We start from the raw sequence: 26,009 nt of genomic DNA on the forward strand, positions 1-26,009 counted from the left end.
CCAGGCGCGTTGTCATGAGAAAGGACGTGTTTCGCTCCGAATTTCCCGTATCGCCGGGAGAGATGCATCAGGAAGCAGTTGCCGATGACTTTTTTTACCCGTGCCGTATGGTTTGCTGTCAGCATTGCCATGGTTCCCTCGCTGGCCAGTGCGGCCGCTCCCGAGGATGTTCCTACCGTTCACGGTATTGCCCTTTACGGCGAGCCAGCCCTGCCGCCCGGCTTCACTCATTTTCCTTATGCCGATGTGGACGCTCCCCAGGGAGGAAGCCTGGTGCGAGCCGCTCAGGGCAGCTTCGATTCCACCAATCAGTTCATCATTCAGGGAACGCCAGCCACCGGCCTTGACGAAATCTACGATACCCTCATGGTCGCCAGCGCCGATGAGCCCTTCACCATGTATGGCCTGCTTGCCGAGGGGATTCGCCTGGACCCGGATCGCCGCTGGCTGGAAGTCGATCTCAATCCCGAGGCTCGCTTTCACGATGGATCGCGGGTCACCGCAGAGGATGTCGTATTCAGCTTTCGTCTATTGCGCGACGAAGGCCAGCCCTTCTATCGAGCCTATTATGCCGATGTCGAGTCGATCCAGGCCGTTGACGACGACACGGTACGCTTCGATTTCGCCGCAGATAACTCCCGTGAGCTTCCGCTGATTCTGGGCCAGCTACCGGTCCTGCCCGAGCACTACTGGGAGAAGCGCGATTTTGCCAAGCCCACGCTGGACATCCCCTTGGGCTCCGGCCCCTACACGATCGCCAGCATCGACCCTGGGCGTCGCATCGTGTATCGGAAGGCCGAGAACTACTGGGGCCAGAACCTGCCGGTGAACCGCGGACGACACAACATCGAGCGGCTGGTCTATGACTACTATCGCGACCAGACCGTCGCACTGGAGGCCTTCAAGGCAGGCAATCTCGATCTGCGCATCGAAAGTAGCGCCAAGAACTGGGCCACCGCCTACGATATTCCGCCTGTCGAGCAGGGCTACATCGAGCGCCTGGTCATTCCCGATGCGCAGCCGGCCGGCATGCAGGGCTATGTCATGAATACGCGCCGCGACAAGCTCTCGGATCCTCGGGTTCGCGAAGCGCTGAGCCTGGCGTTCGATTTCGACTGGCTCAACCGGCATCTCTTCTATGAAGCCTACACTCAGACCGATAGCTACTTCGAAAGCTCTGACATGGAGGCAAGCGGTCTTCCCGAAGGCGACGAACTGGCACTTCTCGAGCCCTATCGCGACCAGTTGCCGGCCGCCGTCTTCGAACAACCGCTGCCCATCGAAGAGCCTACCGATCTGCGCCCCAGGCTGCGCAAGGCGCTTGGCCTGCTGCGCGATGCGGGTTACGAGGTACAGAAAGGCGTGCTGGTGAATCGCGAGACCGGCCAGCCGCTGACGCTGGAGTTTCTGCTTTACGACACCCAGTTCGAGCGCGTCGTCCAGCCGCTGCTGCGCAACCTCGAGCGCATCGGTATCCAGGGCAAGATCCGTGTCGTCGATGTCAATCAGTATCTCAACCGGCTGCGCAATTTCGATTTCGATATCGTCGTCGGCGGTTTTCCCCAGTCGGCCAACCCCGGCAATGAGCAGCGCGAATTCTGGACGAGCGATTACGCCGACCGCCCGCAGAGCCGCAATCTGGCGGGCATCAAGCTTCCCGCGATCGACGCGCTGGTCGAGGCACTGATCAATGCCGATTCCCGCGAAGCGCTGGACACGACGGCCAGAGCCCTGGATCGCGTACTGCGCTGGGGATTCTATGTGATTCCCCAGTGGCACATGGATGGGACTCGTGTCGCGTTATGGGACAAGTTCGGCTATCCGCAGCCATTCCCGACCTACCAGCCCGACTTTTCCAGCTGGTGGGTGGATCCCGAGCGGGCCCCCGCCATCGAAGCGCGTCAGCGCGGTCAACGTTAAGGAACGCCAGTGGCACGTTATGTACTGCGCCGCCTCTTGCTGATGATTCCCACCCTATTGGGAATCATGCTGCTCAACTTCATCATCGTGCAGGCGGCCCCCGGGGGGCCCATCGACCAGATGCTGGCCCGCTTCGAGGGACTCGACAGCAGCGCCAGCACGCGGCTCGACAGCGGCGGCGGGGATCGTACCGGCGGTTCGCGGGGTGCCCGGGGGGTCGATGAACGCCTCGTCGCCGCTCTGGAACAGCAATTCGGCTTCGACCAGCCCCCCTATCAGCGTTTTCTCGGCATGCTCAAGGATTATGCGACGTTCGATTTCGGCGAAAGCTTCTTCCGGGGCCGGCCGGTCCTCGACCTGATGCTGGAACGGCTGCCGGTTTCCATCTCGCTGGGGCTCTGGACCACGCTGCTGGTCTATCTGGTGTCGATCCCGCTGGGTATACGCAAGGCGCTGCGCCATGGATCCCGCTTTGACGTCTGGACATCCGGCCTGGTGATCGTCGGTTTCGCAGTCCCGGGGTTTCTGTTGGCGATCCTGCTGATCGTACTGTTTGCAGGGGGAAGCTACTTCGACCTTTTCCCCTTGCGCGGCCTGACATCGCCCAACTTCGACGAGCTCTCGTCAGGAGGGAAAATCGCCGATTACTTCTGGCATATCACCCTGCCGGTCATCGCGTCGGCCGTCGGCAGTTTCGCCACCCTGACCATGCTGACCAAGAACAGCTTCCTCGACGAGATCCACAAGCAGTACGTGCTGACCGCCCGCGCCAAGGGAGCCAGCGATCGCCGCGTGCTGTACGGTCATGTCTTCCGCAACGCCATGCTGATCATCATCGCCGGCCTGCCGGCGGCCCTGGTGGGCATCTTCTTTACCGGGTCGCTGCTGATCGAGGTGATCTTTTCGCTCGATGGACTCGGCCTGCTGGGATTCGAGGCGGTCATGCAGCGCGACTATCCGGTCATCTTCGGCACGCTGTATCTGTATACCCTGATCGGGCTGATCCTCAAGCTGGTCTCCGACCTGACCTATGTCTGGGTCGATCCGCGCATCGATTTCGAAAGTCGGGAGAGCTGATGGCACATTCTTCGTTTCGCTCACGTCCGCTATCCCCCATCACCCGCCGGCGCTTGGCAGTCTTCCGCGGCAACCGCCGCGCCTGGCTGTCGCTATGGCTGTTTTCGATCATCTTCGTGCTGAGCCTCGGCGCCGAACTCGTCGCCAACGACAAGCCCCTCGTGGTGCATTACCAGGGGCATTGGTATGCCCCCTTGCTGGTCGATTATCCCGAAACCACCTTTGGCGGATTCCTGCCCACCAAAACCGTGTATCGCGATCCTTTCGTACGCGAGGAAATCGAAGCCAACGGCTGGATGGTGTGGCCGCCGATCCCCTTTTCCTACCAGACGCTGGACGAAGCCCTGGACCAGCCCGCCCCCTCGCCGCCGAGCCTGCGCCATTGGCTGGGCACCGACGATCAGGGGCGCGACGTGTTGGCCCGGGTCATCTATGGCCTGCGGCTGTCGGTGGTCTTCGCCCTGGTCCTCACCGCCGGGTCGCTGGTGCTTGGCGTACTCATCGGCGGCGTGCAGGGCTATTTCGGCGGCAAGGTCGATCTGGTCGGGCAACGCCTGATCGAAATCTGGTCGGGCCTGCCCGTACTGTTCTTGCTGATCATTCTGGCCAGCCTGGTCCAGCCCAACCTCTGGTGGTTGCTGGGCATCATGCTGCTGTTCTCCTGGCTGGGACTGGTCGATATCGTACGCGCCGAGTTTCTGCGCGCGCGCAATCTGGAATATGTGCGCGCCGCGCGCGCCATGGGGCTGCCTTCTCACCTGATCATGTGGCGTCACGTGCTGCCCAATGCCATGGTGGCCACACTGACGTTCATTCCCTTTCTGTTCACCGGAGGCATCACCACCTTGACGGCGCTGGATTTCCTGGGCTTCGGCTTGCCACCCGGCTCGCCCTCGCTCGGCGAACTGGTGGCCCAGGGCAAGAACAACCTGCAAGCGCCGTGGCTGGGGATCACCGCCTTCTTCAGCCTGGGCATCCTGCTGACGCTGTTGGTATTCATCGGCGAGGGGCTGCGCGACGCCTTCGACCCTCGCCACATTCTGACGCCCGCCAGGCCGGCCGGCACGACGACGCCCGTGACATCGCGAGAGGAGCTTGGACACAGTGTCTGATAGCGCGACCCAGGTGGTCTTCGAACTCCAGCATCTCAGCATCCGCTTCGGCTCCCAAGCCGTCGTCTCGGATCTTTCGCTGGCCCTCTCCCGGGGCGAGACCTTGGCCCTGGTGGGCGAGTCCGGCTCGGGCAAGTCGGTCAGCGCGCTGGGAGCGCTGGGTCTGTTACCGAGCAGTGCCGAGGTCGAGGGGGAGCGCAGGCTCGAGGGCAAGGACCTCTCCCGCTTGTCCAAGCGCCAATGGAATGACGTACGTGGCGGTCGGGTCGGCTTCGTTTTCCAGGAGCCGATGACCTCCCTCAACCCGCTGCACACCATCGGCAAGCAGCTCGGCGAAACGTTGCGCCTGCATCAGGGCCTGACCGGCCGCGCCGCTCGTAAACGGGCACAGGAGTTACTGACGCGGGTCAGGCTGCCACGGGCCGATGAAATGCTCGATGCCTGGCCGCACCAGTTGTCCGGCGGGCAGCGTCAGCGTGTCATGATCGCCATGGCCATCGCCAACGACCCGGTGCTGCTGATTGCCGACGAGCCGACGACGGCTCTCGACGTCACGGTACAGCAAGAGATCCTCGCGCTGCTGGCGGAACTTCGCGATCACCACGGCATGGCGATGCTCTTCATCACCCATGATCTCAATCTGGTACGCCGCCACGCCGACCGAGTCTGCGTGCTGTATCGCGGCCACGTACAGGAAACCGGTCGGGTGGAAGATGTCTTCACCCGGCCGCAAAGTGACTATACCCGTGCCCTGTTGAATGCCGAGCCCGAGGGACGACCGGCCCCCGTGGAGCAAGTATCGCCACTGCTCGAAGCCAGACACCTGAGCGTCAGCTTCTCTCGCCCCAAGCGCCTGTTCTCGCGCCGCCCACCCCCTTTCGTCGCGGTCCAGCCTCTCGACCTGAGCCTGGCCAAGGGCGAGACTCTGGGCATTGTGGGCGAGTCCGGCTCCGGCAAGACCACACTAGCCATGGCGCTGTTACGCCTGAACGCGGCGCAAGGCGAAATTCACTTCAACGGCGAGCGCCTCGACACGCTCTCGGGCTCGGCCATGCGGGCCCGACGCAAGCAACTCCAGATCGTCTTCCAGGACCCCTACGGCTCGCTTTCTCCGCGCTTGCCCGTGTTCGACATCGTCAGCGAGGGGCTACGCTTTCATTTTCCCGAACTCAGCCGGGAAATGATCTCACGCCGGGTCGCAGAAACCCTGAGCGAGGTCGGCCTTCCCGAAGACTGCAGCGCGCGCTATCCGCATGAATTCTCCGGTGGCCAGCGCCAGCGCATCGCCGTGGCCCGGGCCATCATTCTCGAACCCCAACTGGTAGTACTCGACGAGCCCACTTCGGCGCTCGATCGCACCGTACAGAAACAGCTCGTCGCTCTGCTGCGCGATCTGCAAAAACGTCGCGGCCTGAGTTACCTGTTCATCAGTCACGATCTGGCCGTGGTACGTGCCATGGCCCATCGGATCATGGTCCTTCGCGATGGCGAGATCGTCGAGCAGGGCGATTGCCGGGAAGTGCTGGAGCGCCCCCGTAACGCCTATACCCAGGCCCTCGTCGCGGCAGCGGGGTTATCCCACTCCCAGTTGGCTCGATGAGCTGCCCGCGATGGGCGCCGTATCCTTCACCCCATCAGAACTGCCCCGGGCAGCAGCGCTCCATCCGCTCATGTACCGGCCGGGCGCTTTCCGGTCGGCAGTTTCTTCTGCAGCAGCAGTAGGCCCGATGCCAGGGCAACGCCAGCGGCATCGGTTATCAGTCCTCCCGCGATCATGAACAGTGCGGCGATGACCAGGCCTCCCCGGACCAGCCAATTGGCCCGGGCACCGAAGAACCATCCCTGCACACCCGCTGCCAGCAGGAAGACCCCGACGCAAGCGGTAATCAAGGCTTGGGCAATCTTCAATGTCGATGCCTCCATCAGTAGCGCATCGTTATAGAAGAACATGAACGGGACGATGAAGGCCGCCAGGCCGATCTTGAACGAGGCCACCGAGGTCTGCATGGCGTTGGCACCGGAAATGCCGGCGGCGGCGTAAGACGCCAGCGCCACCGGCGGCGTGATGGCCGAGACGACGGCGAAGTAGAAAACGAAGAAGTGGGCGGTCAGCGGCTCGATGCCGATATTCACCAGTCCCGGCGCCACCACGGAAGCCGCAACCGCATAAGCCGCCGTGGTAGGCATGCCCATGCCCAGTAGAATCGAAATCAGCATGGCGAATACCAACGCCAGTAGTTGGCTGGCCTCAGCCAGCCCCAGCAGCAACGAGGAAAAACGCGCCCCAACTCCGGTCAACGAAATCACCCCGACGATGATGCCCGCGCAGGCACAGACGGCAATGATCTGGATCGACATGGTACTGGCCAGGGCCAAGGCTCTCAGCATGGCCCTGATTCCCATCTTGTGCGGGGAAAGCCAGCTCACCACGACAGCCGATACCGTTGCCAGCGTCCCTGCGCGGATCACCGAATAGCCCAGGTATAGCGCCGCGATCAGGATGATGATCGGGGCGAACAGATACACTTGCTTGATCAGTCGCGAAAACAGCGGGATTTCCTCCTCGGGCATCCCTTGCATGCCTCTCTTCGCCGCTTCGAGATCCACCATGAAATACACGGAAGCGAAGTAGAGGATGGCGGGAATCAGGGCGGCGACGGCGATCTCGGTATAGGGAATGCCCGTGATTTCCGCCATGATGAAGGCACCTGCGCCCATGATGGGCGGCATGATCTGTCCGCCGGTGGAAGCTGCGGCCTCTATCGCCCCGGCATTCTGCTTGTTGTACCCCACCTTCTTCATCAGCGGGATCGTCAGGGAACCGGTGGAGACGACGTTGCCGGCGCTGGTGCCGTTGATCATGCCCATGAGACCCGAGGCGAAGATCGCCACCTTGGCCGGTCCGCCCCGTGCACGGCCGGCGCAGGCAAATGCGAAGTTGACGAAGTAATCCCCGACCTTGGAAGCCTGCAGGAAGGCGGCAAAGATGATAAACAAAATGATGTAGGTCGACGACACGGCCGTGGTGGGTCCCAGGATGCCGGCGTCGGTGTAAACCTGGCTGAAGAAGCGCTCCACCGACAGGCCCGGATAGCTGAGGAAACCGGGCAAGGATGGGCCGGCAAAGACATAACCCAGAAATACCAGCGTGATGATGACCAGAGCCAGACCGGCGACGCGGCGAGTCAACTCCATGATCAGCGCTGCACCCGCCACCGCCGCGAAGGAGATCCCCACCGGAGCGAAAGGAGTGCCGGTGGACATGCGCAGCGATGTCCCGTAAATGACGACCAGATAAGCACTACTGGCAAGAGTGCATAACATCAGCACGCCATCCGGCGGGCTGAAACGCGCCTGTTTTTCCCGCCAGACCCATGACAGTATGATGGCCGCACCCGTGGCCACCAGTAGCGGGATGCCGAAATGGTAGGTTTCGATCTCGGGCGCGATACGCATTGCCCCGGTATTGAACGACTGATGCATGAAAAATACCTGCACGACGGCATAAGCTGCCGGAAGCAGAAGCAGGTAACTGACGATACTGATCCAACGGGAACGCCTTCCCGCCGTCACGGGAGCGATGGCGGCACTGGCGTATAAGGCGAATCCCAGCAATAGTGCGCCACTGACGTGAAGAATCCGAAACGTCCAGGTTTCCAGCGGAAGGATATTGAGCGTCACGAGATGAAAGCTCGAGTAGAAGATGGCGAACGCCGTGCAAACCCACCACTTCCAGCCGGTGAATAGCCGGCGATTGGGCTCGACCGGTTCCTCGTCCACACCTTCCACTCTGATCCGCTGGTCGGCGGCAGCAACTTCGTCGCCGCCATGCTCTTCGAAACGGCCTGACGGCTCGGGCCGCTGCGCAGCATTCTTTGAATTGTTATTCATGTAGATCATCCTGCGCTGGGTACGATGCTGCGGGCCCTGCGACCGGAGGTGGTGCAGGGCCCGGTACTGCCTGGTTTGTCAGAAAAGTGCCTGCGCTCATCCGCTCGGTGTTAATCGGCTCAAGATATCCATCACTTCACATGAATGCCGCTCTTCTGCCGATTTTTGCCCTGGCTACGCGCCCCGGCCGAGCATCGCTCGCCAATTTTTCAGACAGAACCTAGGACTGCTTGATCATGTCGTCGGCGATGTCATAGCCATTTTCGTTGAACCAGCGCGCCGCGCCCGGGTGGAAGGGAATGACCGTATTCTTGTCGTAGTTTTCGGGAACCGTACTTTGGGCCGCCTTGTGGATCTGCACCATCTGGTCGTGGTTTTCCATGACCGTCCTGGTCACTTCATAGACGAAGTCTTCGGGCAAGTCACAGCCGGCAATGGCGAAATTCCACATGGAGACTGCCCGCGCATCATCCTCGAGCGAGGTATAGGTGCTTGCCGGAATGGTGAACGCCGAGACCGGAAATTCTTCCATGATCCTGGCCTGCTCGTCCTCGGTGAACTCGATGATATTGATATCGGTCTGCACCTCCAGCTGGCTTACGGCGGGGATAGGAATACCGGCCGCAAAGGCGATGACGTCTACCAGACCATCCTGCAGTTGCCCGGCCAGGTCTCCCCACCCACCGTTGCGACGTTCGAAATCCACGCCCAGGGTTTCCATCATGGCCGGGAAGTAGGAGTCGGAGGTCGATCCGGCCGGACCGAAACCGATCGAGGCGCCATCGGGAATGTCATCTATCGATTCGATTCCCGAGCTGGTCAGAGCGGTGATGGAAAACGGAGTCTGATACATGGGAAACATGGCGCAGACGTTGTCGAACTTGACGCCCGGCGCCAGAGGACTATTGCCTTCCAGCGCTTCCCGAGCCGGGCCCATGGTCGTCATGCCGAAGGCCAGATCGCCGGTTTCGACCAGCGCCAGGTTCTGGTTGGGGCCTCCGGTGACCTCGCCACCGCCGGATATGCCCAGCGCCTCTCCCACCATGTTGGCCCAGCCCGAGCCGTAAGCGAAGTAAGTGCCGCCCTGACTGGCGGTGCCGACGGTAAAACTCGATGGCCATTCGGAACGATCGGCGTAAGCGCTGGCCGCACACAATGCGATAAGGCCTGCAGCGGCGATCCTGATGGGAAGAGACATGATGACCTCCGGTCTGTTGTTATGGTTGTACGACGCTTTCTATGCCGCCTCTTTACCCTAGCGAACTCCTTTATTGGTCGATAGCTGACGCTTATTGGTCTTTAGTTGAGCCATATGAATATCAAGTGAAGGGTTATTTAGTGTGACTTCACAAGATAACGGTATAACTATATTCTTCCGATTTCTTCCTCGGTCAGTTCACGCCATTCTCCCGGTGCCAGCTCGTCATCGAGAGCAATCGGGCCGATCCGCTCGCGATGCAGGCTGACGACCCGATTGCCCAGCGCCCCGAACATCCGCTTGATCTGGTGATACTTCCCTTCCATAAGGCTCAGCCGTACATGATAGGGGTCGAGGATTTCCAGCTCGGCAGGTGCCGTAGGCTGCTCTTCTGCGTCGAGGAGGATGCCCTGGGCGAACTCTTCGACAGCGGAGGGGACGACCGGCTCCGCCAACACGGCATGATAGATCTTCGCGCACCGATGCTTGGGTGACGTCACGCGATGCGACCACTGCCCATCGTCAGTGAGCAGTACCAGCCCGGTCGTGTCGACATCGAGCCGACCCACGGCATGCAGGCGCTCGGCCTTGGGAAGATCGATTAGTTCCAGCACCGTGGGATGCAGGCCGCGACGCGTGGTGCACTCGTAGCCTTGCGGCTTGTGCAGCATGATATAGCGCAACCCGACCAGTTCCAGGGGCTCGCCGAGCCAGACTACCTCACTGTTTTCATCCACCTGCGTGGCCGGGTTCTTGACGACGTCGCCGTCGACCGTCACCTCCTCTCGATGCAGAGCCTTCTTGGCCAGCGTTCGCGTCAGCTCGGTGGTATCGCTAAGAAACTTGTCAAGACGCATATCAACGCTCCAGGGTAAAACGGTCGGCATCCATCCATGCCGGGAACTTTTCACGAAACTGCACCAGCGCTTGGCGATCGAGGACACCTGTCTCGATGAAGGGCCGATCGCGGGGCTCGTCGATCATGGCTTCGCCCTTGAAGTCGATCAGCATCGAGTCGCCGGCATACGCCAGCCCCTTGGCATCTTCGCCGACGCGATTGACACCGACGACATAGCAGAGATTCTCGATCGCCCTGGCCTGCAGCAATGTCCGCCACGGATGGCGCCGCGCCGCCGGCCAATTGGCCACGCATAATAGGGCATCGTATTCGAAATGTTCATCGACAGGCGCCTGCTGTCGTAGCCAGACGGGAAAACGCAGGTCATAACAGACCGAGAGCAGCAGACGAAAGCCCTTGAGTTCCACGACGACCCGATCATGGCCCATGCCGTAGCGCTCATGCTCACCGGCCATGCGGAAAAGGTGTCGTTTGTCGTAGCAGGTCACGTCGCCATCCGGTGTCGCCCAGACCATGCGGTTGTAGCAGGTATCCCGATCGTTGACGGCGATGCTGCCCGTCATGACGCAACCTCGCCTCTGCGCCTGTTCACGCATCCAGGCAACGCTGGCGCTGTGCGCCATCGGTTCGGCCATCTCGCGAGAGTTCATGGTGAAACCGGTGGCAAACATTTCCGGCAACACGATCAGGTCGGTCTGCCGGGCATCGAGTCCCCCCAGCAAAGTCTCCAGCGCCCGGCAGTTGGCGTCGGGATCTTCCCAACGCAGATCGGCCTGCACCAGTGTAGTGCGCAATTGGCTCATCGACATTCCCTCACGGTAAGCGTGACAACAATGTGTCATTGTACACGCTTGGCTGTTGCCTCTACCGAGTGAAGACACCGTGCGGCAAGTGGGCGCCCATCATGCTAAATTAGCGCATCCCGGTTCGGTGACCCTTGCTGAAGAGAGACTATGACGACCGCTCGTTCCCCCGAATATGACGACACCTCCCGCAGCGCCGGACGCGAAACCAGCAAGGGTGTCGCGTTTGGCCTGACCGCCTACACCATGTGGGGCTGCTTCCCGCTGTTCTTCGCCCTGTTCGAGGGCGTACCGGCCTGGGAGATCCTGATTCACCGAGTCATCTGGGCCTGCCTCTTTCTGGTTCTGGTCATCTCCGCCCTGAGACGCTGGCAACCCATCCGACAGGCGCTCACCGAGCCACGCCGCCTGGGTCGTGTGCTGGCCTGCTCCCTGCTGATCGGCTTGAACTGGGGGCTGTACATCTACGCCGTCGAGCAACATGAGGTGCTGCAGGCCAGCCTGGGATACTTCATGACACCTCTGGTCAACGTCGCCCTGGGCATGTTGGTGCTTCGAGAACGCATGTCGCGCCTGCAAGGCGCTGCCGTGGCCTTGGCCTGTATCGCGATTGCCGCTCAGTTGGTGATGGTGGGCCAGCTACCCTGGATCAGTTTGACGCTGGCCACCACCTTCGGCACCTATGGCCTGCTGCGCAAACAGATCCCTCTCGACGGCCTGTCGGGCCTGTTCGTGGAAACGCTGGTGCTCTTTCCGCTTGGCCTGGTGGCTGTCGCCTGGCTATGGCAATCAGGCGCCTCGCATTTCGGTCGTGACGCCATGACCACCGGCCTGCTCGCCGCCAGCGGTGCCATCACCGCCCTGCCGCTGCTGGCCTTTGCCGGCGCCGCGAGGCGACTCAAGCTATCCACGGTAGGGTTTCTGATGTATATCAACCCGACCCTGCAGTTCCTGATTGCGCTCGCGGTCTTTCATGAACCCCTGGACTCGACTCAGCTCACGACATTCGTACTGATCTGGATCAGCCTGCTTCTCTACTCTTTTTCCGCCTGGAACAGGCATCAGCAAGGCAGTTCGTGACGGCCGGTTCCCGTCACTATCATTGTTGTCGATACGTCATGTCTTCGATACGACATGCTCGGGGGCTAGGCACTGCCAAGCAGAAAATTGTCGCGAGGCAGTTCCTGCGGGTTACAGACGAGCTCGGCACTTTGCGGCATATTGCTGTCCAGAATAGTGATCATCGCCTTGAGCACATCCAGGCTGGATATCTGGAACTGCCAGAGTGCCTCGACCACACCATCGCTCGCAAAAGCCTCCCGGTAGAGCCGAGCGGCAGGCTCATCGCTGCGATCCTGGAGTTGCTCGATCGCCAGCGCCAAAAGCGCCGCAGAAGGGGTTTCGGGCAGGGTGATGCTGCAATGGCGGATGCCGTGCGCATTGATGGCGAACATTCTGCCACTGTGTCGGGTGCGCCATATCTCCAGGCGCAGGCGACTGATGAAGGAGATACGTTCCACCGCATCGCAATTCGCCAGCCATTCGCTGGCAACCTTGCCGTTGGTACGCTGGTGGACGCATAACATGCCTGCATGCATGAAGCGGAACCCACTGCGCTGCATCAACCAGTTCATGGCATCATCACAAGGCACGCCGTCAGGGCGCTGATAGGCCATTTCCCGCCGGGATATGGCATTACGCACCGTGGCCAACTTGAGCCCCGAGACAGCAGCGATCTCCTTGATGGTCAACATGTCCGGTCGGCCGATTGGCAAGCCGCGCACGGGCCTGCCACCGAATGCCAAGTCATCGTCGCGGCAGATGGTGCATCGACTGCGGACATGAGTTTCCAGCTTGTAGCGAATCGCGACCAGCCCCAGAAGATGCTCCAGACGGCAGGAGTCGACGGAATGAAAATGCTCGGCTGCCAAGCGCGCCAGCATGACGAAGGCGGAGTAATCGAAAACCCAATGCTCGAAGCTCTTGCCCTGCAGGACCGAGCCATCGAGATTGCCTCCCTCGACACCATAGAGGTGGAATACCTTGGCAATGCGCAGCACGTAGGAGAGGAGAATGTCACTTTCCAGAATCTCCAGGCGTGAACGCTCATCCGGATGCAGCGTCAGCAGGCGCAGCAATGTTCCCGAGTGAAAGGTGCTTGCCGAACGAATGTCCTCTTCCAGCACCGGCCATGCCAACTGCTGGGTGACAGGCTCCCCGAGCAGCCCATCGTGCAGCCACGCGTCGGGCGACATCATCCTCTTGAACATTGATTCATCTCCCCGGCTTTCCGGTCGTCCTTGACTGCGTACCGGTCAGGCATATGCGATAAAGAGCGTATCGGCGGCTCACGAAGTGGCTCTGCCCGAATGGATACACCAAATAGACAGACTAACACAAAAAATTACTTTACTTGTTTCCACACCATCCAATGAAATGTCTTGCTACCTATATCGTCCGCTGCTGCCCATACTTGAGCCTGGATGCAATAAACTTGAGTCTCGACGAATCGAGCGAGCGCCCGGCTCGGCCAGCACATGCACGAAACCCCGCCAGATCCACCATGTCATCCGGACGACTGCGCACCAGACGGCATGGCCCATATCGTGCTGGCAGGCGCCGGGCACGCCCATCTCCATCTCGTGACCCAGGCGGCACACTTCCGGACGCATCGCATACGCCTTACCCTCGTCGCCCCCGGCCGGTTCTGGTACTCAGGCCGGGCCAGCGCCGTACTCGGCGGCCACTATCGCAAGGAAAAAGGGACTATCGACGTCACCCGTTTGAGCCGGGATCACGGTGTCGCTTATTGCCAGGACACGCTGCAACATCTCGACCCGGCCCGGCAACTCGTGACGCTAAGCGACGGTCATCGGCTTCGCTATGACAGGCTCTCGCTGAATATCGGCAGCCGCATCACTCCGCGCTTTCCCATCACCTCTACCGCCAATACCTCCACACGACTCTGGACGGCCAAACCCGTCGCCAATCTCTGGGCACTGCGCCAATCTCTGATACGCCAGCTCGCCGGCGGCGGTACACCACAGCTGGTAGTCGTCGGCAGCGGCGCAACGGGCATCGAGATCGCCGCCAATCTCAGCACCTTGTGCCAACGGTACGGCAAGTTCTGCCCGATCACGCTGATCGGCAAACACTCCCGGCTGTTGCCCCAGGCTCCCGATTCAGCATCGCGCTGGATACGGCGCCATCTCGTCTCGCGTGGCATACGCCTGCAGCTCGAGCGCGAGGTCACCTTCCTTGACGGCTCCATCATCGGCGGTCGGCACTGGTCGCTGTGCGCCGACCATGTCGTTCTGGCCACCGGGCTGACGCCTTCCGTCATCCCCACGACGCCTCCACTGCCGACATGCCGGGGAGGACTCTGCGTAGCGGATACCCTGCAATCGTCAGATGCCCCTCATGTCTTCGCAGCCGGAGACTGCGCTGCGCTGGAGAGCATGGCGTTGCCCAAACTGGGGGTCCATGGCGTGCGCCAGGCCCCGATACTGCAGAACAACCTGCTGGCCTCTCTCGCAGGGAAGCCATTGAAGCCCTACCAACCGCCGCCCCGGTCATTGCAGATCCTTGAGCTGGGCAACGGCCAGGGCCTGGCATTACGCGGGAACTGGTGGTGGGCCGGGCGGCTGAGCCTGTTTGCAAAACACCGCATCGATGAGCGATTCCTGCGCCGCTATCGCCGCTGAGCGGCAGATGCCGAACATCGCCGCACCCGGTGCCCATCCCTTGTGAAGCCCCTGCGCAATCTCTATACCTGCATGTTCATGACATCCTTGTAGGCGGTCACGAGGCGGTTACGCACCTGCATTCCCATCTGGAATGCCACGCTCGCCTTCTGCATGTCGACCATGACGTCGTTCAACGCCACGTTGGGTTCACCGGCTTCGAATGCCTTGGCCTTGGCATCGGCGGCCTGCTGCAACTGGTTGATACGCGAAATGGAAGCCTGCAGTTCATTGGCGAAACCGCCCTGCCCGACGGCAGTCGCAAGCTGCGCGCCCTGCGGCGCCTGGCCGGCAGCCTGGGTGGCCAGTGCCTGCATCTGCTGCAGAGCGGCGGCGATGGCGGGAGAACTCATGTGACTCACTCCTATCTCTCGGACAATGCCGAAACAAAAAAGGCAGGCACACGCACCTACCCCAGCGTGGAGCAAGCCTAGCAGGGCTCCGCCCGACCTCATGCTTACAAATGGATAACAAAATATCGGCTTTTCGGGCCTTTATGCTTTCCTGCCCCCCACATAATAGCCGCCATCACACATACGCCCCGACGCTTCCACCGGATGGAGCCCCACTGCTCCCAACGAAGCTCGGTTGATCGGATGCAACGGATTCTGGAGCTGGACATCGCAATGCATTCTGGACCGACACCGCGCCCCACGTTGCGCAGGCGGAGAACCGCATGAGTACAGCTGCTTCTGCCAATGACGCCTCCCAGAACACGACCGGGCAGGCGACTGCAAGCCCCGCCCAGGGAGCCAACCAGTGGCTGACACAGCTGCGCACCAACCCCCGCCTGCCATTGATCATCGCGGGCGCCGCCGCAGCGGCGATCATCGTCGCCCTGCTGATGTGGGCGCGCAGCCCTGACTATCGTGTGCTCTATTCGACACTGACCGACGCCGACGGCGGCCAGATCATTGCCGAACTGGACACGCTTGGCGTGCCCTACCGTTTCAGCGAAAGCGGCCAGACACTGCTGGTGCCCGCCGACCAGGTCCACTCGTTGCGTCTGAAGCTTGCCGAGCAAGGACTTCCCCATGCCAGCGGCGTGGGTTTCGAGCTGATGGACAATCAGGCTTTCGGTATCAGCCAGTTCGCCGAACACATCAATTATCAGCGCGCCCTGGAAGGCGAGCTCGCGCGTTCCGTCGAAACTCTCGGGCCGGTGCAGAAAGCCCGTGTCCACCTGGCCATGGCCAAGCCATCGGTCTTCGTGCGTGAGCGTCAGCCCGCCAGCGCCTCGGTCATGCTGGAACTGCAGCCCGGCCGGGTCATGGGCGAAGGTCAGGTCAACGCCATCGTGCACATGGTATCGAGCAGCGTTCCCGAGCTTGCCGCCGAGGATGTCACGGTGGTCGACCAGAACGGCCGCCTGCTGTCCCAGCCCGCCGCGGACAATCTGCAGCTCAACGGTACACAGCTCGCCTACATCACCGAAGTGGAGCGCTCCTACCAGCGTCGTATCGAAGCCATCCTGGCTCCGATCATGGGAACGCAGAACATCAAGGCCCAGGTCGCCGCACAGATCGACTTCTCGCACCGCGAGCAAACCGCCGAACGCTACAACCCCAACCAGGGACCCAACACCGTCTCTGCGGTACGCAGCCAGCAGAACAGCGAAGCGTTCCAGAGTCGTGCCGACATGGCTGCAGGCGTTCCCGGCGCGCTCACCAACCAGCCTCCCGGTGTCGCCCCCTCCCCCATCGACAACGGTGCTCCGGCAGAGGAAGGCGAAGAAGGTGAAGCGACTGCGACGGCCGAAACGGCCGAGACCAATAACCAGAACCTGGGGCAGATGCGCCGCGAGAACACGGTCAACTATGAAGTGGACCGTACCGTCGAGCACGTGCAGCAGCGCAGCGGCAGCATCGAAAGACTGTCGGTCGCCGTCGTCGTCAACTATCGCACCGCACTGGACGATGAAGGCCAGGTCGTGCACGAGCCGCTCAGTGACGCCGAGCTGGCGCAGATCGAGCAACTGGTGCGTCAGGCCATGGGCTATTCCGAAGCGCGGGGCGATGCCATCGCCGTCGTCAACAGCCAGTTCACCGAGCCACAGAGCGATGAGCGCGACGTCGACTGGTGGAAGACGCCGCAGACCATCGAGCTGGCCATGACCCTGGGCCGCTACCTGCTCGTCGCCCTGGCCGCCCTGTTCCTGTGGTTCAAGGTCATCCGTCCGCTGGTGCAGCGTCATAGCCGCCCGTCGGCACCGGCCACCCCGACCTTCACCCCGGCACCGGATATCCAGAAGATTGCGGAAGACAGCGCAATGGAATCCGATACCTACAGCCGTGGCGAGCCGAAGCGCAAGCGTAACAAGTCGGCCAGCTACGAACAGAATCTCAAGGATGCCCGCGAGATGGCCCAGGAAGATCCGCGTCTCGTGGCCATGATCGTCAGAGGCTGGGTAAGCAAACATGACTGACATGAGCGGCGCCCGTCGCGGCGCAATCCTGTTGCTATCGCTGGACGAGGACAGTGCGGCGGAGGTGTTCAAGTTCCTCTCGCCGACGGAGATCCAGCAGATCAGTATCGAGATGGCCTCCCTCGACCAGGTGTCGCACGAGGACATGGCCGAGGTGCTGCGCGAATTCCATGACGAGGCCGAGCAGTTCACCGCCATCAACCTGCACTCCAGCGATCATATCCGTTCGGTGCTGACCAAGGCGCTGGGCAGCGAGCGCGCCTCGAGCCTGATCGAGGACATTCTCGAGAGTTCCGGTACATCGTCGGGCATCGATGCGCTCAACCTGATGGAAGCGTCGATGGCAGCGGATCTGATTCGCGACGAGCATCCGCAGATCATCGCCACCATCCTCATCCACCTCGAGCGTCACCAGGCGGCCGGTGTCATCGAACAGTTCGACGACAAGCTGCGCAATGACGTGGTGCTGCGCATCGCCACTTTCAGCGGCGTGCAGCCCGCAGCCCTGCAGGAACTCACCGAGGTGCTGGGCGGCATGCTCGATGGCCAGAATCTCAAGCGCAGCAAGATGGGCGGTGTACGTACGGCAGCCGAGATTCTCAACCTGATGAACTCCTCGCAGGAAGAGCAGATCATCGAGACGGTGCGGGCCCACAACGAGGACCTGGCGCAGCGCATCATCGACGAGATGTTCCTGTTCGAGAACCTGCTCGACATCGACGATCGCGGCATTCAGCTCATTCTCAAGGAGATCGATACCAACTCACTGGTTATCGCACTCAAGGGCGCCCAGGATGCACTGGTCGAGAAGTTCATGCGCAACATGTCGCAGCGTGCCGCGGCCCTGCTGCGCGAGGACCTCGAGGCCCGCGGCCCGATTCGCGTGTCCCAGGTCGAGGCCGAGCAGAAGACCATCCTGCAGGTGGTACGCCGCCTGGCCGATGGTGGCGAGATAGTTCTCGGCGGCGGAGACGATGCCTATGTCTGAGCAACGTCCCGAGCGCCCCGCAGCGGCTTACGGCGCCGCTCACTGGCAGCGCTGGGAAATGGACTCGCTGGCCAGCGCCGGCGAAGACAGGCGCGACATGCAGCAGGCGATCGACGCTCGACGGCGCCTGGCTGCCAAGCGTAGCGCCGAACTCGAGGCACAGCAGCGCAAGGCCTACGACACGGGGCATCAGAAGGGCTACGAAGCGGGCCACGGCGAAGGATATGAAGCCGGTTACCAGAAAGGCCTGGCCGAAGGCCGGACGGCCGGCGAACAGGAACTGAGCCGCCAGACGCACCAGACGCTGGCCCCGCTGGCCGGACTGGCCGCGGAATTTCGCGACGCCTTGGCCCAGCTCGACGACCAGTTGGCCGATCATCTGACCGAACTGGCGCTGACGGTGGGTAGACAGTTGGCTCTCGAGACGCTCGAAGCACGCCCCGAGGCCGTCGTCAATCTGGTGCGTGAACTGCTGCATACCGAGCCGGCACTGAGCGGCCGGCCACGACTCTGGCTACACCCGGCCGACCTGACGATGGTCAAGGCCCACCTGGGTGCAGAGCTCGACGCCCAGGGCTGGCAGACACTTCCCGACGAGACACTGACCCGGGGCGGCTGTCGCGCCAGCAGCGCCTCGGGCGGCTTCGACGCCAGCGTCGAGGCCCGTTGGACCGCAATCCTCGATCAACGCCGACGGCGCACCCAGGCACCCGACATGCCTGTACGGAACGACCCTCATGAGTGACATGAATCTCGCCTCCGACAGTGCCGCACCGGAAACGGTACATTCCCGACACTGGAAGCATGTGCTGGGCAAGGTCTCCCAGCGCATCGACGGGCTGCCCCCCTACCAGGCCCATGGGCGGATCACCCGCGCCACCGGCATGGTGCTCGAGGCGGTCGGGCTGCGCCTGCCTCTGGGCAGCGCCTGCCAGATCGAGCTCTCCGCCCCTGACAACAGCAGTGGCGACTCCGCCCAGAGCGGGGCACACCGGTACGCCGAAGCCGAAGTCGTGGGCTTCTCGGGCGAAAAGCTGTTCCTGATGCCGTTGGGTGAAATCAGCGGCCTGCTGCCGGGCGCCCGGGTATTCGCCCTGGGAACCAGCCGCCTCGATGGCGCCAGCGCCCGACGCTTCCCCATCGGCGAGACCCTGCTGGGCCGCGTGGTGGATGGCAATGGTCGGCCGCTGGACGGCAAGGGCCCGCTGGACCAGGCGCCGCATGCACCGCTGGCGACACCGGCCATCAACCCGCTGGAGCGCGCCCCGATCGAGTCGGTCATCGATGTCGGCGTGCGTGCCATCAACGGCCTGCTCAGTGTCGGTCGCGGTCAACGCATGGGATTGTTCGCCGGTTCCGGCGTAGGCAAGAGCGTGCTGCTGGGCATGATGGCGCGCTACACCGAAGCCGACGTGATCGTGGTCGGCCTGATCGGTGAGCGCGGCCGCGAGGTCAAGGATTTCATCGAGAACATTCTCGGCGAGGAAGGACGCCGACGTGCGGTGGTGGTCGCCGCGCCTGCCGACACCTCGCCCCTGCAGCGCCTGCAGGGTGCCGCTTATGCCACCCGACTGGCCGAGGCCTTCCGCGACGACGGCCACGACGTGCTGCTGATCATGGATTCCCTGACCCGCTATGCCATGGCCAGTCGAGAAATTGCCTTGGCGATCGGCGAACCGCCGGCGACCAAGGGCTATCCGCCCTCTGTGTTCGCCAAGCTCCCGAGCCTGGTCGAACGGGCCGGCAACGGTACCGAAGGAGGCGGCTCGATTACCGCCTTCTATACGGTGCTTACCGAAGGGGACGACCAGCAGGACCCCATCGCCGACTCGGCGCGGGCGATCCTCGATGGGCACATCGTGTTGTCACGTCAGCTCGCCGAAAGCGGACACTACCCGGCCATCGATATCGAAGCCTCGATCAGCCGCGCCATGAACGCCATCGTCGATGCCACGCACCAGATGCGCGCGCAGCGCTTCAAGCAGATGATTTCCCGCTATCAACGCAACCGCGACCTGATCAGCGTTGGCGCCTACGCGGCCGGAAACGATCCGCAGCTCGACCGTGCCGTCGCCCTGTACCCGCGACTCGAGGCCTTCCTGCAGCAGCGCATAGACGAGCGCGCCGACGTGGCCGCGACCCAGACCGCGCTCGCCACGCTACTGCCCGAGGTGAAGCCATGATGGCTTGTCCCGGCAACCCTTATGTTCAGCTCCACCGCGCAAGCGGTTCGTTCTGCTAGGAGGTGAGTTCATGGCACAGTCCGCCCCGCTGGATACCCTAAGAGAACTGACCCGAGAAACCCGCGATCAGGCGACGCAGGAACTGGGACATCTGCGTCGCGCGCACCAGGACGCCCAAACGCGCCTGGAACAACTGCAGCATTACCGCCACGAATATCGCCAGCGCCTGCAGCAGAGCATGCAAGGCGGCATCGACCCGGCCAGCTGGCACAACTACCAGCAATTTCTCGTCTCGCTCGACCAGGCCATCGATCGCCAGCGCCAGCAACTGACGGAGCAGGCGAGGCGTGTCGACCAGGGCCTGATCCGCTGGCAGGGGCAGCAACGCAAACTGAATGCCTACGACATACTGGCCGAACGCCGCGAGCAAGACGCTCGGCGCCATGCCACGCGCCTCGAGCAGCACCAGTTCGACGAGATTGCCGCCCGCTCGGTCCGGCGCCGGAACGAAACCAACAACGAATCATTGTCTTAACGAGGCCATTACGCATGGATATCGCGTTGCTCACGCCAGCCAAAGGCGGCGACTCACGCCCGGAGCCCCGTAACGGCGCACCGGGGCAGTCCGGCGCTTCCTCGCCATTTGCCGCCGAGTATCACAAGGCACGCCATTCCGGCAGTGCACGTCAGGAAGCCCCCGGCGCTGCAGGACAGGAGGCTACCGCTTCAGCCGTACCGTCCGCTCCCGGCAACAAATCCCGCCCCGCCTCAGCGGATGAGCGGGCACACGCTGGCGAAGCGTCGGAAACAACGCAGCCTGGCGCACAGACGGCCACGCCTGCCGCCGGTGCTGCGCTTGCTGACGCAGCCACACTGTCTACCGGTGTCGCCGTGAGTGATGCGGATCTGGCAGAGGCTGCACGAACGGCGCGGGAAGCCGCTGCACTCCCCGATACCGCTCAGACGCTTGCCCTCGATCCGCTGGCCCGGGATATCGCGCTGGCCAACGGCGAGATCCTGCTCGGCGGTGAAAGCGTCGATTTCAGCGGCATCTGGCATGAGCGGGCACACGCTGGCGAAGCGTCGGAAACGACGCAGCCTGGCGCACAGACGGCCACGCCTGCCGCCGGTGCTGCGCTTGCTGACGCAGCTACACTGTCTACCGGTGTCGCCGTGAGTGATGCGGATCTGGCAGCGGCTGCACGAACGGCACGGGAAGCCGCTGCACTCCCCGATGCCTCCCAGGCGCTTGCCCTCGATCCGCTGGCCCGGGATATCGCGCTGGCCAACGGCGAGATCCTGCTCGGCGGTGAAAGCGTCGATTTCAGTGGCATCTGGCAACAGACGGCCCGGCTCGAGACGAAGAAGGACGATCAGGATACGCTGGCCGCGCCCCTGTCGCTCAACCTGGCTCTGGCGGATGTCCGCGAACGTCTGGCCGCCATCCAGCAGGCCGGTCAGGCACCGGCCCCGACATCCGGCGAGCGCTCCACTGCGGTTGCCGGCAGCATGCCAGGGTTGCAGGCGCTGCTCGCCGAGCAGGCTCCCTCGGCGACGCAGCCGACCTCTCAGGCCGGTGACGACCAGGCCTTCGATGCGACGATGACGAAGCTCCAGTCCGCCACGCCCCCCACCGGGGATGCCACCCTGCAAGGTACCACGCTGCAAAATACCATGCTGCAGGGCGCCACCCTGTCGAAGGCAGACCGGGCCGGTCTCGAATCCCTTGCGACAAACGCCGGCATCAGCGGCACCGAGTCGGGCAGTTCTGCCTCCAGCTCTCATCACTTGGCAGCAGCCATGCCACAAGCTCCGGGAGCCCAGGCCCAGCCTACCGTCGGGCCCGGCAGCCCTCCGATGGCCACGGCCACGCTGAGCCCACCGGTGGCCTCCTCCGAGTGGGGCGCCGCGCTTTCCCAGCAGCTGGTACGTATCCAGCAGCGCGGCGACCAGCGTGTCGAGCTGCACCTCAACCCGACCGAGCTGGGGCCGCTCAGCGTCAGTCTGAAGCTGGGCGAACAACAGGCCCAGCTGCATTTCTCATCGGCACATGCCTCGGTGCGTGCCGCAGTGGAAGCGGCCATTCCGCAACTGCGCGAGGCGCTGGCTGACAGCGGTATTTCGCTCGGTGAGGCAATGGTCAGCGATCAAGGTCAGTTCTCCCAGAATCCGTTTTCCCAGGAGCAATCGGAGCAACAAGCGGGCTCCGGCCGGCCGGGGCTCGTCGATAACGGGCTTGCCGACATCGGCGAAAGCATCGCGGGCAGCGCAGAGACACGCGATCTCGACGTCTCGGGTGCCATCAGCCTTTATGCCTGAGCCCTGCTGCCGATAACACGACTGGAGCTCGCCGCCTCGGCCTGCTCGACATTGGCGCCCGGGAACATCCCGGGCGTCAATTTTCCACGAACCTTAAAGCGTGAAGTTGGCGTGATTGAAACAGCTTTTTCGAGCAATCGATCCAGAGCGCAATCGCCATACTCACTTCCAGCATTCGACTGACTTACGGCGGAAGCAATGGCCAAATCACAAACAGCGACGGACAAGCGTCGTAAACCCTGGTGGCTCATCGGGCTATTGATCGTACTTCTCTCGGTCGGCTCCTCGCTGGGTGTGTACTTCTTCATGAACTCACCGAGCGTGGCCAACGAGACGCAAGCGGTCGAACCCCCGCCTCAGCCTCCCGTGCCGGTGTTCGTGACCATCAATCCATTCACGGTCAATCTGCAGAGCGACTACGACAACCGCCTGCTCTACGTCGGCTTGTCGCTGCGTGTGGGTGATGAAGCGACACGCGACTTCCTGATGGAGCACATGCCGGAAGTCCGTAGCCGTTTGCTGCTGCTGCTGTCCAATCAGCAAGCCGAGGAACTGGTCACCTCCGCGGGCAAGAAGAAGCTCACTGCAGAGATCCTGGCCATCTTCGATACGCCGATGTCCGACCCCCAGCCCACGCTGACGGTCAATGACGTCCTGTTTTCCGATTTCATCGTGCAATAGGTCACCATGTCTCAAGATGATCTGCTCTCGCAGGAAGAGATCGATGCCCTGTTGAAAGGGGTCAGCGGCGACGACGACAGCGCCAGCGAGGAGTCCTCTCGCGGTGGCTCGAAGATCCGCCCCTACGATCCTGCGACTCAACACCGGGTGATCCGCGAGCGCCTCAATGCGCTGGACATCATCAACGAGCGTTTCGCTCGCCAGTTCCGCATGGCGCTGTTCAATCTTCTCCGGCGCAGTGCGGATATCACGGTCGGCAGCGTCCGCTTCCAGAGCTACAGCGAGTTTTCACGCAACCTGCCCGTGCCCACCAACCTCAACCTGATCGGCATGAAGCCGCTCAGAGGCACGACGTTGATGGTCTTCCCGCCGAGCCTGGTGTTCATGATCGTGGACAACCTGTTCGGCGGTGACGGGCGATTCCTGACCAAGTCGGAAGGGCGCGAGTTCACGCGTACCGAGCAGCGCATCATTCAGCGTATCCTCGACCTGGCACTGCATGCCTACGGCGATGCCTGGAAGGCCATCTACCCGCTGGACATCGAATACCTGCGCTCGGAAATGCAGATCAAGTTTGCCCACATCACCAACTCTCCCAACGAGATCGTGGTCAACAGCACCTTTCATGTCGAGGTGGGCAACCTTTCCAGCGATTTCAACATCTGCATGCCCTATTCGATGATCGAGCCGATACGCGACTTGCTCGCCAGCCCGACCCATGACAGCCATCCCGACGAGGATCGGCAATGGGAAGCGCGCATGGCGGGCGAGATCAAGCACTCCGAAGTGGAGCTGATCGCCGATTTCCTGCATATCCCCTCGAGCATTGCCCGCGTGATGTCACTCAGTGTCGGTGACGTCCTGCCCATCGAGCTGCCGGAGACGGTCACCACCCGGGTCGATGGCGTTCCGGTCATGACCTGCGAATACGGCAGCCAGAAGGGCCAGCGCGCCCTGCGGGTCAAACAACTCATCGAACACGGTTCGTTACCTGTAGCGAAGGATCCCCTCAAATGACAGACCCCAACAAACCCGACCAGAAGAGTGCCGAGGACGAGTGGGCCAACGCCATGGCCGAGCAGGAAAGTGCCGACACCCCGGCGGGCGATGACGATCCCTGGGCCGAGGCGATGGCCGAGCAGGCCAGCGCCGAAACCGGAGCGGACGACCCCTGGGCGCAAGCCATGGCCGAACAGGAATCCGCCAGCGAGCCGGCACCGGCTGCCAGCAAGGCCGAAGCGGCCGGCGACAAAGTTTTCAAACCCCTTGAGCGAGGCGCTAGCGAACATCACGTGCGTGATCTCGAAATGATCATGGATATCCCGGTCAAGCTGACCGTCGAGCTTGGCCGCACCCGCATTACCATCAAGGAACTGCTGGAGCTGGCCCAGGGCTCGGTCATCGAGCTCGAAGGACTGGCGGGGGAGCCGATGGATATTCTCATCAACGGCTACCTCATCGCCCAGGGCGAGGTCGTGGTGGTCGACGACAAGTACGGCATCCGGATCACCGAGATCATCACTCCGTCAGAACGCGTGCAGAAACTCAACCGATGAGTGTCACCGCCTCCGCCAGCCAGGCCGGCAACGCGGTCAACTCCGCCCAGGGAGACACCCTGCTGGGGCTGGCCGTGTTCGGCAAGACGGCCCTGTCGCTGGTCATCATCATCGGCGTGATCCTGCTCTGTGCCTGGCTGCTCAAGCGCATCGGCCCGGGGCGCATGCATGGCAGTCAGCATCTGAGAGTCGTGGCGAGCACCGCCGTCGGTCAACGCGAGCGCGTGGTCATCGTCGAAGTGGAGGACAGCTGGCTGGTGCTGGGCGTCGGCGGCGGACAGGTCAATGCGCTGCATCGTCTAGACGTGCCCCCGCCTGCCGAGCGCGAAAGCTCCCGTGCGCCCACGGACGCCTCGAGCTTCGCCCAGCGTTTCGCCCAGGCACTCAAGCATAATGCCCGCCAGAGCCTGCCGGGAGGGCGCAGCAAGCCGGGGCGCGATGACACGGCAGCACCGGAGGAGCGCCCGTGATGCAACGACTGCTACGCCCCGGAGTCATGCTGGGCCTGCTGTGCCTGATCCTGTTTCCCGCCTCGGCGGGGGCCCAGGAGATCACCGGCGTGATCAGCCAGCCGACGCCCGGCGGCGGGCAACAATGGTCGCTGAGTCTGCAGACGCTGCTGCTGCTCAGCTCCCTGGCCTTCCTGCCGGCCCTGTTGCTGATGATGACCAGCTTCACGCGTATCATCATCGTGCTGGGGCTGTTGCGTACGGCGATCGGTACCCAGTCCGCCCCCCCCAATCAGGTGCTGCTCGGTCTGGCGCTGTTTCTGACCTTCTTCATCATGTCGCCGGTGCTCAACCAGGTTTACGAGCAGGCCTGGCAGCCGTTCAGCAACGACCAGATCAGCATCGATCAGGCCTTCGAAATCGGTCAGCAGCCGTTTCGCGAGTTCATGCTCGCTCAGACCCGCGAGACCGATCTCGCCCTGTTCGCCCGCCTGGCCGACATCGGCGAGATGCAGGGTCCCGAGGATGTGCCGATGCGTGTCCTGCTACCCTCCTTCGTCACCAGCGAACTCAAGACGGCCTTCCAGATCGGCTTCACCATCTTCATTCCGTTCTTGGTCATCGACCTGGTGGTCGCCAGCGTGCTAATGGCGCTGGGGATGATGATGGTGCCGCCCTCGACCATTTCGCTGCCCTTCAAGCTCATGCTCTTCGTCCTGGTGGATGGCTGGCAGTTGCTGATCGGTTCGCTGGCGGAAAGCTTCTACATGTAGCGTGCGCCACGGCCGCCTTTCGGCAAGACCCA

General features: G+C 62.5%; 23 protein-coding genes. 17 read left to right on the forward strand and 6 right to left on the reverse strand.

All coding sequences use genetic code 11. The features are described from left to right. Window positions 1–84 precede the first annotated feature (84 nt). Genes ACYQ12_RS10635 through ACYQ12_RS10650 form a run of 4 tightly spaced genes read left to right on the forward strand, consistent with a single transcriptional unit; the run spans window position 85 to window position 5,709 of the window. The gene (locus ACYQ12_RS10635; protein WP_459871268.1) at window positions 85–1,920 is read left to right on the forward strand and encodes an extracellular solute-binding protein; all 1,836 of its coding nucleotides are present in this window, start codon (window positions 85–87) and stop codon (window positions 1,918–1,920) included. A 9-nt stretch (window positions 1,921–1,929) separates the two neighbouring features. Continuing rightward, entirely contained in the window at window positions 1,930–2,997 is a 1,068-nt protein-coding gene (locus ACYQ12_RS10640; RefSeq protein WP_459871270.1) for a microcin C ABC transporter permease YejB, read from the forward strand. Continuing rightward, window positions 2,997–4,109 carry an ABC transporter permease gene (locus ACYQ12_RS10645; RefSeq protein ID WP_459871273.1) on the forward strand — a complete coding sequence of 371 codons (1,113 nt, stop codon included), beginning with the start codon at window positions 2,997–2,999 and terminating at the stop codon, window positions 4,107–4,109. Before ACYQ12_RS10640 ends, ACYQ12_RS10645 begins: the two co-directional genes overlap by 1 nt. 13 nt (window positions 4,110–4,122) lie before the next feature. After that, a complete protein-coding gene (locus ACYQ12_RS10650; RefSeq protein ID WP_459874503.1) occupies window positions 4,123–5,709 on the forward strand; it encodes an ABC transporter ATP-binding protein in 1,587 nt (528 codons plus the stop codon). Window positions 5,710–5,777: 68 nt separating this feature from the next. On the opposite strand, the gene ACYQ12_RS10655 is transcribed toward ACYQ12_RS10650, so the two are convergent. The 4 genes from ACYQ12_RS10655 to ACYQ12_RS10670 all read right to left on the reverse strand — a co-directional run bounded on the left by ACYQ12_RS10655 (window position 5,778) and on the right by ACYQ12_RS10670 (window position 10,860). Beyond that, window positions 5,778–8,000 carry a TRAP transporter permease gene (locus ACYQ12_RS10655; protein WP_459871276.1) on the reverse strand — a complete coding sequence of 741 codons (2,223 nt, stop codon included), beginning with the start codon at window positions 7,998–8,000 and terminating at the stop codon, window positions 5,778–5,780. A 220-nt stretch (window positions 8,001–8,220) separates the two neighbouring features. Continuing rightward, window positions 8,221–9,198 (reverse strand): TAXI family TRAP transporter solute-binding subunit, encoded by a 978-nt coding sequence (locus ACYQ12_RS10660; RefSeq protein ID WP_459871278.1) that lies wholly within the window; start codon window positions 9,196–9,198, stop codon window positions 8,221–8,223. Between the two features lie 167 nt (window positions 9,199–9,365). Beyond that, window positions 9,366–10,055 carry a 16S rRNA pseudouridine(516) synthase RsuA gene (gene rsuA, locus ACYQ12_RS10665; protein ID WP_459871281.1) on the reverse strand — a complete coding sequence of 230 codons (690 nt, stop codon included), beginning with the start codon at window positions 10,053–10,055 and terminating at the stop codon, window positions 9,366–9,368. 1 nt (window position 10,056) lies between these two features. Next, window positions 10,057–10,860 carry an amidohydrolase gene (locus tag ACYQ12_RS10670; RefSeq protein WP_459871283.1) on the reverse strand — a complete coding sequence of 268 codons (804 nt, stop codon included), beginning with the start codon at window positions 10,858–10,860 and terminating at the stop codon, window positions 10,057–10,059. 150 nt (window positions 10,861–11,010) lie between these two features. Between ACYQ12_RS10670 and rarD the strand changes: the two genes are divergently transcribed. After that, the gene (gene rarD / locus ACYQ12_RS10675) at window positions 11,011–11,940 is read left to right on the forward strand and encodes an EamA family transporter RarD (RefSeq protein ID WP_459871286.1); all 930 of its coding nucleotides are present in this window, start codon (window positions 11,011–11,013) and stop codon (window positions 11,938–11,940) included. Window positions 11,941–12,005: 65 nt separating this feature from the next. Here the strand turns inward: rarD and ACYQ12_RS10680 are convergent, their stop codons facing one another. Beyond that, a complete protein-coding gene (locus ACYQ12_RS10680) occupies window positions 12,006–13,130 on the reverse strand; it encodes a hypothetical protein (RefSeq protein WP_459871288.1) in 1,125 nt (374 codons plus the stop codon). Between the two features lie 324 nt (window positions 13,131–13,454). On the opposite strand from ACYQ12_RS10680, the gene ACYQ12_RS10685 reads away from it, so the two are divergent. Further along, the gene (locus tag ACYQ12_RS10685) at window positions 13,455–14,564 is read left to right on the forward strand and encodes an NAD(P)/FAD-dependent oxidoreductase (protein WP_459871291.1); all 1,110 of its coding nucleotides are present in this window, start codon (window positions 13,455–13,457) and stop codon (window positions 14,562–14,564) included. A gap of 62 nt (window positions 14,565–14,626) precedes the next feature. Here the strand turns inward: ACYQ12_RS10685 and fliE are convergent, their stop codons facing one another. Next, entirely contained in the window at window positions 14,627–14,956 is a 330-nt protein-coding gene (gene fliE / locus ACYQ12_RS10690) for a flagellar hook-basal body complex protein FliE (RefSeq protein ID WP_459871294.1), read from the reverse strand. A gap of 323 nt (window positions 14,957–15,279) precedes the next feature. On the opposite strand from fliE, the gene fliF reads away from it, so the two are divergent. The 11 genes from fliF (at window position 15,280) to fliP (ending at window position 25,977) form a co-directional block, all read left to right on the forward strand. Further along, on the forward strand, window positions 15,280–17,028 hold the full coding sequence (gene fliF, locus ACYQ12_RS10695; protein WP_459871297.1) for a flagellar basal-body MS-ring/collar protein FliF: 1,749 nt from the start codon (window positions 15,280–15,282) through the stop codon (window positions 17,026–17,028). After that, window positions 17,021–18,016 carry a flagellar motor switch protein FliG gene (gene fliG, locus ACYQ12_RS10700; RefSeq protein ID WP_459871300.1) on the forward strand — a complete coding sequence of 332 codons (996 nt, stop codon included), beginning with the start codon at window positions 17,021–17,023 and terminating at the stop codon, window positions 18,014–18,016. Before fliF ends, fliG begins: the two co-directional genes overlap by 8 nt. Then, window positions 18,009–18,761: a flagellar assembly protein FliH gene (fliH, locus tag ACYQ12_RS10705; protein WP_459871303.1), complete on the forward strand. Its 753-nt coding sequence runs from the start codon at window positions 18,009–18,011 to the stop codon at window positions 18,759–18,761. The genes fliG and fliH overlap by 8 nt, the downstream gene beginning before the upstream one ends. Then, the gene (fliI, locus tag ACYQ12_RS10710) at window positions 18,754–20,199 is read left to right on the forward strand and encodes a flagellar protein export ATPase FliI (RefSeq protein ID WP_459871306.1); all 1,446 of its coding nucleotides are present in this window, start codon (window positions 18,754–18,756) and stop codon (window positions 20,197–20,199) included. Before fliH ends, fliI begins: the two co-directional genes overlap by 8 nt. 70 nt (window positions 20,200–20,269) lie before the next feature. Next, window positions 20,270–20,734, forward strand: coding sequence for a flagellar export protein FliJ (gene fliJ, locus ACYQ12_RS10715; RefSeq protein WP_459871308.1), 465 nt, complete (start codon window positions 20,270–20,272; stop codon window positions 20,732–20,734). 14 nt (window positions 20,735–20,748) lie between these two features. Continuing rightward, complete coding sequence (locus ACYQ12_RS10720) at window positions 20,749–22,518, forward strand: flagellar hook-length control protein FliK (protein ID WP_459871311.1); 1,770 nt, start codon at window positions 20,749–20,751, stop codon at window positions 22,516–22,518. Between the two features lie 198 nt (window positions 22,519–22,716). Further along, the gene (gene fliL / locus ACYQ12_RS10725) at window positions 22,717–23,199 is read left to right on the forward strand and encodes a flagellar basal body-associated protein FliL (RefSeq protein ID WP_459871313.1); all 483 of its coding nucleotides are present in this window, start codon (window positions 22,717–22,719) and stop codon (window positions 23,197–23,199) included. Window positions 23,200–23,205: 6 nt separating this feature from the next. Continuing rightward, window positions 23,206–24,216 (forward strand): flagellar motor switch protein FliM, encoded by a 1,011-nt coding sequence (fliM, locus tag ACYQ12_RS10730; RefSeq protein WP_459871315.1) that lies wholly within the window; start codon window positions 23,206–23,208, stop codon window positions 24,214–24,216. Then, a complete protein-coding gene (gene fliN / locus ACYQ12_RS10735; protein WP_459871318.1) occupies window positions 24,213–24,755 on the forward strand; it encodes a flagellar motor switch protein FliN in 543 nt (180 codons plus the stop codon). Before fliM ends, fliN begins: the two co-directional genes overlap by 4 nt. Next, window positions 24,752–25,225, forward strand: coding sequence for a flagellar biosynthetic protein FliO (fliO, locus tag ACYQ12_RS10740; RefSeq protein ID WP_459871321.1), 474 nt, complete (start codon window positions 24,752–24,754; stop codon window positions 25,223–25,225). The genes fliN and fliO overlap by 4 nt, the downstream gene beginning before the upstream one ends. A 26-nt stretch (window positions 25,226–25,251) precedes the next feature. Next, entirely contained in the window at window positions 25,252–25,977 is a 726-nt protein-coding gene (fliP, locus tag ACYQ12_RS10745; RefSeq protein ID WP_488193315.1) for a flagellar type III secretion system pore protein FliP, read from the forward strand. Window positions 25,978–26,009: the final 32 nt, after the last annotated feature.

The sequence above is a fragment of the Halomonas shantousis genome (assembly GCF_054654615.1).